Raw genomic sequence first — 13026 nt, 5'->3', positions numbered from 1 at the left:
TCGAGAGACAGAGGAGTCAGGCGTGCTGCTGGTCCGCCCCGACGCGCACATCGCCCGGCGTGCGATGAGCCTGCCCGACGACCCGGCCGGCGCTCTGTGCGCGGCGCCGCCGAAGCCGCTGGGGCGGGCATGAGGTTCGTCCACGCGACGCTGCCGCAGCGCGTCGTTTTCGCCTCCGGCGCCTCGCCGGAGGCGGTGGCCGAGGAGGTCTCCCTCCTCGGCGCCCGGCGGGTCATGCTGATCGCCTCCGGCCGCGCGGCCGCCCTCGCCGACTCGATCGCGGCACGGCTGCCGGTCGTGCTGCGGCATGAGGAGGTCGTCATGCACGTCCCGGTCGAGGTGGCCGGCCGGGCGCGAAGGGCCGCCGCGGCCGCCGAGGCCGACGTCGTGGTCACCGTGGGCGGGGGGTCGGCCACCGGGCTGGGCAAGGCCGTCGCCATGACGACCGGCCTGCCGGTCATCGCCGTCCCGACCACCTACGCGGGCTCCGAGGCGACCAACGTCTGGGGCCTGACCGAGGGCGGGACCAAGACCACCGGCGCCGACGACAAGGTGCTGCCGCGCTCGATCGTCTACGACGCCGGGCTGCTCACCTTGCTGCCCGCGGACATGAGCGTGGCGTCGGGGCTCAACGCACTGGCCCACTGCGTCGACTCGATGTGGGGACCGCGGGCGGACCCGGTCGATCGGGCGCTGGCGGGCGAGGGCATCCGCGCACTGACCGCCGGGCTGCCCGTCGTCACGGCGGACGGCGGCGCGATCGAGGGCATCGAGCAGACGCTGTACGGCGCCTACCTCGCCGCGGTCGCGTTCGCGTCGGCCGGCTCGGGACTGCACCACAAGATCTGCCACGTTCTCGGCGGCATGTTCGACCTGCCCCACGCGCAGACCCACGCTGTCGTGCTCCCGCACGTGCTGGCCTTCAACGCTCCGGGCGCGCCCGAGGCCGAGCGGCGCATGGCGGCGGCCTTCGGCGCCGCCACCGCAGTCGAGGGGCTGGCGGCGCTGCGGGCGGAGGTCGGCGCGCCGCGTGCGCTGAAGGACTACGGGATGCCCGAAGAAGGCATCACCAAGGCGGTCGCGCCGATCATGGCCGCCCTACCGGCCGGCAACCCGACCCCCGTGACCGAAGAGAACCTCACTGCGCTGTTGCGTGCCGCGTGGGAAGGAGAGCGTCGATGAGCATCCATGGGAACCCGGGATCGGCCCAGGCCGGCACTCAGGGCCGCGTCCATCGGGAGATCGGTGCCGGGCAGGAGGCCGTCGAGGCCAAGCTGGTCGAGAACGTCGTCGCCTCCTTCGCCGACTGCCCCGACCCGAGGCTGAAGGAGCTGATGGTCGCCCTGGTCGAGCACCTGCACGCTTTCATCCGCGAGGTGCGACTGACCGAGCAGGAGTGGGGCGCCGCGATCGACTTCCTCACCAGGGCCGGTCACATCACCAACGACGTGCGTCAGGAGTTCATCCTGCTGTCGGACACCCTCGGTGCCTCGATGCAGACCATCAACGTCAACAACGCGGCGTACAAGGACGCCACGGAGGCGACGGTCTTCGGCCCGTTCTTCGTCGAGGACGCCCCGCACGTCGGGCTCGGCGGCGACGTCGCCCTGGGCGCGCCGGGAGAGCCCTGCTGGGTCGAGGGCACGGTGACCGACACCGACGGCAACCCGCTCGAGGGCGCGCGCATCGAGGTCTGGGAGGCCGACGAGGCCGGCCTCTATGACGTGCAGTACGACGTGCCCAGGCGCTCCGCACGCGGTCACCTGTTCTCGGCCGAGGACGGCGGCTACCGGTTCTGGGCGCTGACCCCGACGCCCTACCCGATCCCGGACGACGGCCCGGTCGGGCAGATGCTCACCGCGGTCGGCCGCTCCCCGCTGCGGGCATCGCACCTGCACTTCATGGTCAGCCACGAAAGCGGGCGCACGCTGGTGACGCACGTCTTTCCCGAGGGCGACCCGATCGGCTGGAACGACTCCGTCTTCGGGGTCAAGGAGTCGCTGATCAAGAAGTTCGATCGGCAGCCGGCCGGCACTCCGACCCCCGACGGGCGGATGATCGAAGGCACCTGGACCAGGGTGCGCTTCGACATCGTGCTCGCCCCGCCGGGCGTCTGACCCGCATCCCTCGTCGTGGGACCCCGCCGAGGACTTCGGTGTTCGCGACCCTGAGCCGTCCCCGCTCCCACGCCCTCGCTCCCACCGCGCCGTCCCCGCCTCTGCGTCGCGCCCCGGTCATAATCGGGCCATGGGGAAGAGCTACGAGCGGATAGATGGCAGATTGCGCGCCTTTATAGAGGCGCAGCACATCTTCTTCACCGCGACCGCGCCGCTGGCCGGCGAGGGCACCGTCAACCTTTCACCCAAGGGCCTGACCGGTTCGTTCGCCGTGATCGACGAACTCACCGTGGCCTACCTGGATTTCGCCGGCAGCAACGCCGAGACGATCGCCCACCTCCGCGAGAACGGCCGCATCACCCTGATGTGGTGCGCCTTCGACGGCCCTCCCACCATCGTGCGGGTGCACGGTCGCGGAGAGCCGGTCTTCCGCGACGATCCCCGTTGGGCCGGTCTGATGCGCTGCTTTCCGGACATCGACCCCGCCCGGCACGGCCTGCGCGCGATCATCGTCGTGACCGCCGAGAAGATCCGTGACACGTGCGGGTACGCCGTCCCGTTCATGACCTACGAAGGGGACCGTCCGCTGCACGGCTCGCGGTTCGAACGCGAGACCGACGAGTCGCTCGACGCGTACTTCCACAAGAAGGAGCACGTCGCGACCAGTGTCGACGGCCTGCCGGGTCTGCCCCTGCCGTTGCCGCCGCTTCCCCCCACCGCGTAGCATCCGGCGGGTGGAGCCGGCCTGCTCTCGGCCGCCTCTTGGCCGCCCTGGGCGACTCCGCGGGCACGGGCGCAGCCTGCGCGACCCGGTTGCGCCGGAGCCGGCGCCAGGCAGGTCGGGTAAACCGCCGCAGACGCCTCCTCGGCCCATCGGATGCAGATGGCCATCGTGCCAAGGTAGTGGTTCCCGTCGCGCATCGCACACTCCGCAACTATTGTGTTACTCATCGTGAGACTGGCTTCGGCTACTGGGGGGCGGGATGACGGCAACCGGTCAGACCTCGGCCAGGCCGCGAAGCGCGATCTGCTTGCGAAGTCGCTGGCCGCTGCTGGCCCAGCCGCCCGCCCTCGTGGCCTACGTCTGTGCGATCGTGGCCTTCGACGCGGTCCTCATCGCGGTGCTGGCGAAGGCGACCCCGCTCCACGCTCACCACCTCGCCATGTTCGGGGCGCTCACCGCGTGCGGTGCGGTGTGCATCGAGGCGACCCGCCGCCTCGGCATGCCCGCCGGTGTGTCCCGCGACCTGCTGTCCGCCTGGTGGTTGCCGGTGGCGTTCCTGCTTCCGCCGGTCTACGCCCTGCTCGCGCCCATACCGATGCAGATCCTGCTGCAGCTCAGGGTGCGGGCGACCGTGCTGTACCGCCGCGTGTTCAGCGCGGCGGCGATCGGACTCGCGGCGGCCTCCGCCTCGGTCGTCTTCCATCACTGGGTCCACGTCCCGCAACACCTGTCGGCGGGGGAGGGCGGGCCGATCGCGGTCGCGGCGGCCTGCGCGGTGCTGTTCACGGTGCTCAACACCGCTCTGATCGCGGTGGCGGCGCACGCGTCCGACCCGGAGGGCCGCTGGTGCGAGGTCCTGTGGGACCGCGAACGCGTCCTGCTCGACGCGGTCGAGCTCTGCCTCGGCGTGCTCGTCGCGGTCGTCTGCGGCCTCAATCTGGCGCTGCTGCTGCTCGTGCTGCCGCCCGTCGTGCTTCTCCAGCGGAGCCTGCTGCACGCCCAGCTCCAGGCCGCGGCCCGTACGGATCCGAAGACGGGCCTGCTGAACGCGGCCGCCTGGCAGCGGGAGGCGGACACGGAGATCGCCAGGGCCCAGCGGACCGGGGACGCCCTCGCGCTGGTCCTGGTCGACATCGACCACTTCAAGAAGGTCAACGACACCTACGGCCACCTGGTGGGCGATCAGGTCCTCGCCCAGATGGCGGCCGCCCTCCGGACGCAGCTGCGCGAGTACGACGTGGTGGGGCGGTTCGGCGGAGAGGAGTTCGTCGTGCTGCTGCCCGGCGCGGACGTCCACGAGGCCAGGCGGGTGGCCGAGCGGCTGCGCACCCGCGTCGGCCGGATGGTGGTCCCCACCGAGCAGGCGATGGTCACGGTCACGGTCTCCGCCGGGGTGGCCATCATGAACGTTCACGGTGAGGACCTGATCGAACTGCTGGCCGCGGCCGACCTCGCGCTCTACCGTGCGAAGGAGCTCGGCAGGGACAGGGTCTGCCTCCCCGCCGCCCCAGTGGCCCCACCCCCGCGCAGCGCGGACGGCGCTGCCGGTGCGATCCCCTAGGCTTGAAGGTATGCCGGAGTACATCTACACGTTGCAGCGCGTGCGCAAAGCGCACGGTGACAAGGTGGTCCTTGACGATGTCACGCTGTCGTTCCTGCCGGGCGCCAAGATCGGTGTCCTGGGCCCGAACGGCACGGGCAAGTCGACGCTGCTCAAGATGATGGCGGGCCTGGAGCAGCCGTCCAACGGCGATGCTCGGCTGATGCCCGGCTTCACCGTCGGCATCCTGCTGCAGGAGCCGTCACTCAACGAGTCCAAGACCGTGCTCGGGAACGTCGAGGAGGGCGTCGCCGAGACCAAGGCGATGCTCGACCGGTTCAACGAGATCGCCGAGCAGATGGCCACCGACTACAGCGACGAGCTGCTGGAGGAGATGGGCCGCCTGCAGGACGCGCTCGACCACAGCAACGCGTGGGACCTCGACAGCCAGCTCGAACAGGCCATGGACGCGCTGCGCTGCCCGCCGCCCGACGCCGAGGTGACCACGCTCAGCGGTGGCGAGCGGCGCCGGGTCGCCCTGTGCAAGCTGCTGCTGGAGCAGCCCGACCTGCTGCTGCTCGACGAGCCCACCAACCACCTCGACGCGGAGAGCGTCCAGTGGCTGGAGCAGCACCTGGAGAAGTACCCCGGCACCGTTCTGGCCGTCACCCACGACCGTTACTTCCTCGACAACGTGGCCGGCTGGATCCTGGAGCTCGACCGCGGCCGGTGCTACGCCTACGAGGGCAACTACTCCACTTACCTGGAGGCCAAGACCGCGCGTCTGAGGGTCGAGGGCCAGAAGGACGTCAAGCGCAAGAAGCGCCTGGAGGAGGAGTTGGAGTGGGTGCGCTCCAACGCGCGCGCCCGCCAGACCAAGAGCCGCGCCCGTCTCCAGCGCTACGAGGAGATGGCCGCCGAAGCCGACAAGTACCGCAAGCTCGACTTCGAGGAGATCCAGATCCCGCCGGGCCCCCGCCTGGGCACGACGGTCATCCGGGCCGAGAAGCTGAGCAAGGGCTTCAGCGACCGGCTGCTGATGGACGAGCTGTCCTTCGACCTGCCGCGCAACGGCATCGTCGGCATCATCGGCCCGAACGGCGTCGGCAAGACCACGCTGTTCCGGATGATCACGGGGTCCGAGACTCCGGACACCGGGTCCATCACGGTCGGCGACACCGTCAAGATCTCCTACGTGGACCAGAGCAGGGCCGGCATCGAGCCGAACAAGAACGTCTGGCAGGTCGTCTCCGACGGGCTCGACCACATCAAGGTCGGCAACGTCGAGATGCCCTCGCGGGCGTACGTCGCGGCGTTCGGCTTCAAGGGCCCCGACCAGCAGAAGCTCGCGGGGGTCCTGTCCGGCGGCGAGCGCAACCGGCTCAACCTCGCCCTCACCCTCAAGCAGGGCGGCAACGTGCTGCTGCTGGACGAGCCCACCAACGACCTCGACACCGAGACGTTGTCCAGCCTGGAGAACGCGCTGCTCGACTTCCCGGGCTGCGCGGTGATCACCTCGCACGACCGGTGGTTCCTCGACCGCATCGCCACCCACATCCTGGCGTGGGAAGAGGGCTCGAACTGGTTCTGGTTCGAGGGCAACTACGCCGACTACGAGAAGAACAAGGTCGAGCGGCTGGGCGCGGACGCCGCCCGCCCGCACCGCGTCACCTATCGCAAGCTCACCCGCGACTGATCCGAGTTCCCTTGCCCGTTCGCGGGCCTGTCGCCTGCGTCCCCCGCCGCCACGGCGGGGGACGGGGGCCCGTTAGGTTTGACCGGTGACCGAGCTACGCCATCCTCCAGAGCAGCTGACCCGCTTCGTCTTCGAGCGCAAGGTGCGCTTCGCCGACATCGACAGTTTCGGCCACGTCAACAACGTCCGCTTCCTCGACTACCTTGAGGACGCGCGGGTGTCCATGCTGTGGGAGCGGCCGCGCGAGCTCGCCGGCCGCCGGCAGGACCTGGTGGTCGCCCGGCATGAGATCGACTACCGGCGGCCCCTGACCTTCCGCGCCGATCCCGTCCGCGTCGAGATGTGGGTCACCGAGATCTCCAGTGTGCGTTTCACCCTCGCGTACGAGATCCGCGACGACGAGACGCTCTACGCCGAGGCACGCACGGTCTTGGTGGCCTACGACGCCGCGGAGGCCCGCCCCCGCAGGCTCGACGAGGACGAGCTCGCCTACCTCAAGCGGTTCACCGCCCTCGCTCCGTGACCGGCCGCGATGGCCGGAGGCGGCGGCCTGGTCCGGAGACGGTGGACCGGTCGGAGACGGTGGCCGGTCGGGAAGCCAAGGCCGGTCCGGAGAGGGTGGCCTGTCCGGAGGCGGGGCGCGGTCAGCCGGTGAGCAGCCAGGCCGCCGTGTCGGCGGGAAGAGCGGTGCCGTCGAGCGGACCGCTGGTGATCAGCACCTGGTCGTGGGGCGGGAGCGCCACCGCGCCCTCGCCGCAGTTGATCACGCAGAGCAGCCGGCCCCGCCGGAAGAACAGCGTCTCCTCCGGCGACTCCAGCCAGGTGATCGCGTCGGGCAGCGTGCCGCGCAGCTCCCGCCGCGTCTGCAGCGCCCGTCGGTAGAACCACAGCGTCGAGGACGGGTCCGCCGCCTGCCGTTCGGCCGTGAGGTCCGCCCAGTTCGCCGGTTGCGGCAGCCACGACCCGCCGGACCCGAAGCCGTACGGCGGCTCGGTGCCCGACCAGGGCAGCGGCACCCGGCAACCGTCGCGGCCCGGCACCTCGCCGTTCGACCGCGCGAAAATCGGGTCCTGCCGCGCCTCCGGAGGCAGGTCGGTGACCTCGGGCAGCCCGAGCTCCTCACCCTGGTACAGGTAGGCCGACCCCGGCAGGGCGAGCATGGAGAGCAGCGCCGCGCGGGCCCGGGCCGGACCGGCCTGTGGGTCGAGCGACCCCTGGCCGTAGCGGGTCACGTGCCGTACGACGTCGTGGTTGGACAGCACCCAGGTCGGCGAGCCGACGGCCTTGAGGGTGTCGTCGATGACCTTCCTGAAGGCCGTGGCCGACCAGGGGGCCTCCAGCCAGGCGAAGTTGAAGCTCTGGTGCAGCTCGTCGGGCCGCACGTACAACGCGAGGTCCTCGGCCGAGTCGGTCCAGACCTCGCCGATGGCGACACGGGTGCCGGGATAGGAGTCGAGCACCCGTCGCCAGTCGCGATAGATGTCGTGCACCTCCGGCCGGCTCCAGATCGGCGACCTTGAGGTGAAGCCCGGATTGGTGTCGGGCAGCCCCTCTGCCTTGATGAGGCCCATCGCGACGTCGATCCGGAAGCCGTCCACCCCCCGGTCGAGCCAGAACCGCAGGACGTCGAGGAACTCCTCCCGCACCTCCGGGTTGCGCCAGTTGAAGTCGGGCTGCTCGGGCGCGAACAGGTGGAGGTACCACTGCCCTTCGGGCACCTGGGTCCAGGCCGGGCCCCCGAAGGTCGACAGCCAATTGTTCGGCTCTCCGTGGCCGCTTCCACCGCCCTCGGGGCCGCCGTCCCTGAACATGTACCGCTCGCGCTCCTGGGAGCCCCTGGGGGCCGCCAGGGCCTTCTGGAACCATGGGTGAGCCGACGAGCTGTGGTTCGGCACGATGTCGACCATCAGCCGCAGGCCGTGCGCGTGCGCGTCGGCGACCAGGTCGTCGAAGTCGGCCAGCGACCCGAACAACGAATCGACGTCGCGGTAGTCCGCCACGTCGTAGCCGCCGTCGGCCATGGGGGAGGGATAGAAGGGGGTCAGCCAGATCGCGTCGACGCCGAGCTCGGCGAGGTACGGCAGGCGGTCGCGGATTCCCGCCAGGTCGCCCGTGCCGTCGCCGGAGGCGTCGGCGAAGCTGCGGACATAGATCTCATAGACAACGGCATCACGCCACCAAGGGGTTGTTTCCATGAGTCTTTGGCTGCCCGCTGCTTCCGTTACTTATGCGTTGACCATGCTGTGGGCGGCGTAGACGAGGTAGTCCCACAGCTGGTTCTCGTACTCGGCCGGCAGGCCGAGGGAGCGTACGGCGTCGCCCATGTGCCGGAGCCAGGCGTCTCGTGCCGCCTCGTCGACGACGAACGGCACGTGCCGCATCCGCAGGCGGGGGTGGCCGCGCTGCTCGCTGTAGGTCCTCGGGCCGCCCCAGTACTGGATGAGGAACAGGCGCAGCCGCTCCTCCGCGCCCGCGAGGTCCTCCTCGGGGTACATCGGGCGCAGCAGGGGGTCTTCCGCGACGCCCTCGTAGAACCGGTGGACGAGGCGCTCGAAGGCCTCCTCACCGCCGATCGCCTCGTAGAAGGACAGGGTCTGCTCGCTGGTCACGGTTTCAGCCTAAGTCAGCTACCGAACGGTAAGGGTCAGGCCGCGAAGACGAGGCTCTTGTCGTCGAAGGCCCGCTTCACCCGAAGGCGCAGCTCCCGGGCGACCTCCAGGTGCCGCGCGGGCACGGTCTTCGCGCTGATCCGGAAGATGACGGACGAGCCCGAGACCGACTCCAGGCCGAAGACCTGCGGCTCCTCGACGATGACCGTGTCCCGGTAGTCCGGGTCCTCCCACATGTCGTGTGCGAGGCCGTTGAGCAGTTCGCGGACCGTCGCCACGTCGCTGTCGTACGGCACCGGCACGTCCACCAGGGCCCGAGACCAGCCCTGCGACTCGTTGCCGATGCGGGTGATCGTGCCGTTGCGCACATACCAGACCTTGCCGTCGGCATCGCGCAGGCGGGTGATGCGGAGCGTGACGGCCTCCACCGTGCCGACGGCCACCCCGGTGTCGATCACGTCGCCCACGCCGTACTGGTCCTCCAGGAGCATGAACATGCCGGCGATGAAGTCCTTGACCAGCTCCTGGGCGCCGAAGCCGACCGCCACACCGATGATGCCGACGCTCGTGAGCAGCGGCGCCAGCTCGACCCCGAGCTTCGCGAAGACCATCAACGCCGCGGTGCCCAGGATCACGACGGACGCGAGGCTCCGCAGCACCGAGCCCATTGTCTCGGCGCGTGCCCTGCGGCGCTCCGTCATGATCGCCGCCGCGGCCTCCGTGCTCGTCAGCACGGTCTTGCCGCGCAGCCGCTCCGGCAGCACGCCGACGCTGGCCCGCACGGTGAGCCGGGTGATCAGCCGGTGCACGACGTTCCGGACGACCAGCGCTCCGGCCAGGATGAGGGCGATCAGCAGCAGCACGTCCACGATGCCCGCCACGAGCTGCACCCAGGCGGGGAAGTCCTTCTCCGGGAAGGTGCTGTTCAGGACGGTGCAGAAGATGCCGTCGTTGTTGTCACACGCCTTTGCCACCTGCTCGCCGATCACATCGAGATCCGGCACGGTCGGCGCTGGGGTGGGCGTCGCGGGCGACAGTGGTAACACGAGGTGGATCCCCCTTGGATCGGTTCAACGGCAGGTCATGAACGTAGCCAATACTGCCGACTGATCCGGCCTCCGTCACATCGCCGGGGAAGACGGGAACGCGTCCCGTCCGGGGCCGCGGAGGGCGGACCGGACACGCTCCAGTGACGGTGTGGCAGGGCGCGGGCGCGCACCCGGAAGCGCGCCCGGCGCCGTTCTCCAAGCGGGGATCCCCTCGATCACCGTCCGGCCCCACCTGCTCGACGGGGCCGGACGGCGGTCGATGCCGACCGGCGAGCCGGTCGGCCCGCCCGCGGGACGCGGACGGGGTCGGGGCGGGCGGGACGCCGCAGCACAGCCGTCGCGCCGGGGCGGCACGACGGCCACGCTCCGCACCGGGCGTCCTGCCCGCCCCCTGAGGCCGCGGTGGATGCGGCGGCCACGGCGACTTCACCGTCACCCGGGCCGCCGCCTTCCCCTACTCGCTCACCGCGGCAAGCACGCGGGCCACCTTCGTGGCCGCTCCGGCGGGGTCGTCGGCCCGGTGCATCCGTTCACCCCAGGACCACCAGTAGTCGGCCGCCTGGCAGACGACGTTCTCCGTGAGGCTCGTCGCGTCGGGATTGATCACGCGTACGTAGGCGCGGCCCGACGGGGTGCGAACGACTCGCGCGAGCAGCCCCCGCGCATCAAGTTCGGCCACCAAATGTTCCAGATGCCGGAAATCGTCCTCCCCCACCGTAGGTCCTCCTTCATTTCGTTCGCGGATGGAATGTGTACTTTCCGTCTCCGCCTGTTCACTCTGGTGCGCCAAAGATGGCTCACAGAAGTGCTCTGGTCAACGAGGGCGACAAGCCGCTGTGGTGGAGGAAAACCCGTGTCAGTTGAAAGAAAACCCCTATCGGGGGACGATCCTTAGTCGGCACGTTCAAGTTGGGGGCTTGGCCGCGCCAACTATGGTCCATCATTATGGTGTGGTCGGAGCGCGACGGGTGCGTCACTCTCCGTCACTAGGTGAGGACCGCTCGAGACCACGGGCTGCGAGTGCGGCCGGCCACGAGAGAGGGGCCGGAATGTCCGGCAGGCAACACAGAGAGACGGAGACCGCGCGCCGGATCCGGGCGCGAGGCCTGGCAGCCGGGCGCAGCCTGGCCGAGATCGCCAAGGAGATCCACGACGACTGTGGAGCGCAGTTCGGCACGACTCGCATCAAGGCGCATCGCCTCTCACACGGTGTGGCGCTCGCCGACGTGATCGAGCAGGTGCGTGCGCTCTTCGAGAGAGACGGAAAGGCCGTCCCCGGCATCGGCGAGACGCTACTGTCCGCGTACGAGTCGGGCATGAAGCGGCCCGGCCCGGAGTATCTCCACTACCTGTGCTCGGTCTACCGGGTGGAACCCCCGGCCCTGGGGTTCGAAAGCCCGTGCATCTGCGGCCACGGACACCTGGCCGAATCAGGTGGCGGTGCTCCTGAACAGGACAGACCCATCACTTCACCCGCTCCGTGGGGCGCGCAGGCCCCGTCGGGCGGCGGCACCCATCCGGTGGACGGGGGCGAGGAGGACGAGAACGTGCTACGGAGGACGCTGTTGAGGCTCCTCGCCGGCGGCACCGTCGGGGCGGCTGGGCTCAAGGAGCTCAACGAAGAGGTGCTCGGCGCGGTGGAGAACCTCCGCCGGCGCATGGACGAGACGATGGTCATGGCCACCGTCTCGCCGGCGATGCTGGACCAGTGGGAGCAGGCCACGTTCGGCTTCGGGCGGCAGTACATGAACACCCCGCCCGTACGGCTGCTCTGTGACGTCATGCTGGAGTTCACCGCTGTGCGCAAGGCCCTGGACCGACGGCAGCCCATCGACGTGCAGGAGCGGCTGTGCCGGATGGCCGCCCAGCTCGCCGGGCTCTCGGGGATGATCATGATCGACCTCGGGGACCAGCGGATGGCCCGGTCGTTCTTCCGTACGGGCCGGATGGCGGCGGACGAGACCGGCGATCGGGCCCTGCGGGCCTGGGTCACCGCCCGGGAGGCGCTGGTCCCGCTCTACTACGGCGACCCGCGCGAGGCGCTCACGCTGGCGAAGAAGAGCCGCGACCTGGCCGGCCACACCCCCTGTGCCGCGCGGGCCATGGCGCCCGTCGTCGAGGCGAGGGCGCTGGCGAAGATCGCCGGTGTCAACGGCTCGCGGCACGAGGTGGTCGAACAGGCCAAGCGGGCCCTGCATCGCGCCAGGGCGGCCTTCCAGCAGATGAACGACAGCGACCGGGAGGATCCGGCGTTCGGCTACACCGAGCGGCAGCTCTACTTCTACCAGGGCGACGTCCTGGTGAAGCTGGGGCAGACGGTGGAGGCCGACGTCGTCCTGCAGCAGGCGCTCGACAAGTACACGGATGAGGACCTGCTCGACCAGACCCTGATCCGGTTCGACCGGGCGATGTGCCGGCTCATCGACGGCGACGTCGATGCGGCGCTCAAGCTGGGTCAGGAGGCCATCGAGCTCGTCGACAAGGACTACCGGACCGACCTGCTGCTCAAACCGGCGTACGACCTGGTGAAGGAGGTCAGGGCCAAGCACGGCGACTCGCCCCGGCTCCAGGCCTTCTGCGAGGTGATCAAGCAGAGCCGGGTCGAGATCCCGCCGGAGCTGCTCCGTGACGTCGGGTGACGTGGGTACCGAGGAGGACGTGTGGCAGGAGACGCGCTGGCGGGAGATCTCGAGCCGGGAGATCCCGTGAGGGGCGGGCAGAGCAGGACGGCACCGCTGAGGATCCGGCGGTACCGGTGGTCCGACCTCGACGCGGTGTGGTCCCTCCATCAGGTCGGCCTGGCCCAGGTGGGCGTCGTGCCGGGTGACGGCGTCTACTACGACGACGACTTCCCCCGGATCACCGAGGTCTACCTGGCCGCGGGGGGTGATTTCCTGGTGGGCGAGGTGTCCGGGGCGGGGCTCGTGGCGATGGGCGGCCTGCGCCGTATCGACGCCGACACGGCGGAGATGTGCCGGCTCCGGGTCCACCCCGATCATCAGCGGCGCGGCTACGGCGCCCGGATCGCGCAGGAGCTTGAGGATCGGGCGAGCCGGCTCGGCTACCGGACGTTGCGTGGTGACACCACCCTGCGTCAGGTCGCCGCGCTGGAGCTCTATCGCAAATCCGGCTGGCGGGAGCTGCGGCGCGAGGTGTGCGGTGAGAATGTGGTGATTTATATCGAGAAGCAGCTGAATGCCGTAGTCTCTCCGCTTTTCTCCCGATAGATAATGCTTCCATCCCTTGGCGGATAGCTGATCCCTGCGAATACTTGTGCCTTGTCCACAAGAG

Annotated in this window: 12 protein-coding genes; 8 read left to right on the top strand and 4 right to left on the bottom strand. The window is 70.0% G+C overall.

The features are described from left to right. Positions 1-129 precede the first annotated feature (129 nt). From ACGFIB_RS21170 to ACGFIB_RS21145, 6 genes are all read left to right on the top strand, one after another. Positions 130-1182: a maleylacetate reductase gene (locus tag ACGFIB_RS21170; protein ID WP_393374219.1), complete on the top strand. Its 1053-nt coding sequence runs from the start codon at positions 130-132 to the stop codon at positions 1180-1182. Next, on the top strand, positions 1179-2117 hold the full coding sequence (locus ACGFIB_RS21165) for a dioxygenase family protein (protein ID WP_393374216.1): 939 nt from the start codon (positions 1179-1181) through the stop codon (positions 2115-2117). Before ACGFIB_RS21170 ends, ACGFIB_RS21165 begins: the two co-directional genes overlap by 4 nt. A 130-nt stretch (positions 2118-2247) precedes the next feature. Further along, positions 2248-2841: a pyridoxamine 5'-phosphate oxidase family protein gene (locus ACGFIB_RS21160; protein ID WP_393374213.1), complete on the top strand. Its 594-nt coding sequence runs from the start codon at positions 2248-2250 to the stop codon at positions 2839-2841. A gap of 259 nt (positions 2842-3100) precedes the next feature. Continuing rightward, positions 3101-4402 carry a GGDEF domain-containing protein gene (locus ACGFIB_RS21155; RefSeq protein WP_393374211.1) on the top strand — a complete coding sequence of 434 codons (1302 nt, stop codon included), beginning with the start codon at positions 3101-3103 and terminating at the stop codon, positions 4400-4402. A gap of 10 nt (positions 4403-4412) precedes the next feature. Next, positions 4413-6077: an energy-dependent translational throttle protein EttA gene (gene ettA / locus ACGFIB_RS21150; RefSeq protein ID WP_357244915.1), complete on the top strand. Its 1665-nt coding sequence runs from the start codon at positions 4413-4415 to the stop codon at positions 6075-6077. An 85-nt stretch (positions 6078-6162) separates the two neighbouring features. Then, the gene (locus tag ACGFIB_RS21145) at positions 6163-6600 is read left to right on the top strand and encodes an acyl-CoA thioesterase (RefSeq protein ID WP_229689732.1); all 438 of its coding nucleotides are present in this window, start codon (positions 6163-6165) and stop codon (positions 6598-6600) included. A 121-nt stretch (positions 6601-6721) separates the two neighbouring features. Here the strand turns inward: ACGFIB_RS21145 and ACGFIB_RS21140 are convergent, their stop codons facing one another. From ACGFIB_RS21140 to ACGFIB_RS21125, 4 genes are all read right to left on the bottom strand, one after another. Continuing rightward, entirely contained in the window at positions 6722-8272 is a 1551-nt protein-coding gene (locus tag ACGFIB_RS21140; protein WP_393374207.1) for a glycoside hydrolase family 13 protein, read from the bottom strand. 30 nt (positions 8273-8302) lie between these two features. Then, entirely contained in the window at positions 8303-8686 is a 384-nt protein-coding gene (locus ACGFIB_RS21135) for a globin (RefSeq protein ID WP_393374204.1), read from the bottom strand. 35 nt (positions 8687-8721) lie between these two features. Then, on the bottom strand, positions 8722-9732 hold the full coding sequence (locus tag ACGFIB_RS21130) for a mechanosensitive ion channel family protein (protein WP_393374202.1): 1011 nt from the start codon (positions 9730-9732) through the stop codon (positions 8722-8724). Between the two features lie 457 nt (positions 9733-10189). Then, complete coding sequence (locus ACGFIB_RS21125; protein ID WP_142572173.1) at positions 10190-10450, bottom strand: hypothetical protein; 261 nt, start codon at positions 10448-10450, stop codon at positions 10190-10192. Positions 10451-10784: 334 nt separating this feature from the next. On the opposite strand from ACGFIB_RS21125, the gene ACGFIB_RS21120 reads away from it, so the two are divergent. Together ACGFIB_RS21120 and ACGFIB_RS21115 are read left to right on the top strand one after the other, a co-directional pair. Further along, positions 10785-12374 carry a tetratricopeptide repeat protein gene (locus tag ACGFIB_RS21120; RefSeq protein ID WP_357244909.1) on the top strand — a complete coding sequence of 530 codons (1590 nt, stop codon included), beginning with the start codon at positions 10785-10787 and terminating at the stop codon, positions 12372-12374. 21 nt (positions 12375-12395) lie between these two features. Continuing rightward, complete coding sequence (locus ACGFIB_RS21115) at positions 12396-12962, top strand: GNAT family N-acetyltransferase (protein WP_357244907.1); 567 nt, start codon at positions 12396-12398, stop codon at positions 12960-12962. Positions 12963-13026: the final 64 nt, after the last annotated feature.

The sequence above is a fragment of the Microbispora bryophytorum genome (assembly GCF_043197435.1).
GTDB classification, from domain to species: Bacteria; Actinomycetota; Actinomycetes; order Streptosporangiales; family Streptosporangiaceae; genus Microbispora; species Microbispora bryophytorum.
The sequence above is the reverse complement of the archived record's forward strand: the minus strand, read 5'-3'. Positions and strand labels throughout refer to the sequence as shown.

Bases quoted from the DNA above. Each gene is read 5' to 3' on its own strand.
- ACGFIB_RS21140 (WP_393374207.1), bottom strand. From the start codon at position 8,272: ATGGAAACAACCCCTTGGTGGCGTGATGCCGTTGTCTATGAGATCTAT.
- ACGFIB_RS21160 (WP_393374213.1), top strand. From the start codon at position 2,248: ATGGGGAAGAGCTACGAGCGGATAGATGGCAGATTGCGCGCCTTTATA.
- ACGFIB_RS21155 (WP_393374211.1), top strand. From the start codon at position 3,101: ATGACGGCAACCGGTCAGACCTCGGCCAGGCCGCGAAGCGCGATCTGC.
- ettA (WP_357244915.1), top strand. From the start codon at position 4,413: ATGCCGGAGTACATCTACACGTTGCAGCGCGTGCGCAAAGCGCACGGT.
- ACGFIB_RS21170 (WP_393374219.1), top strand. From the start codon at position 130: ATGAGGTTCGTCCACGCGACGCTGCCGCAGCGCGTCGTTTTCGCCTCC.
- ACGFIB_RS21120 (WP_357244909.1), top strand. From the start codon at position 10,785: ATGTCCGGCAGGCAACACAGAGAGACGGAGACCGCGCGCCGGATCCGG.
- ACGFIB_RS21165 (WP_393374216.1), top strand. From the start codon at position 1,179: ATGAGCATCCATGGGAACCCGGGATCGGCCCAGGCCGGCACTCAGGGC.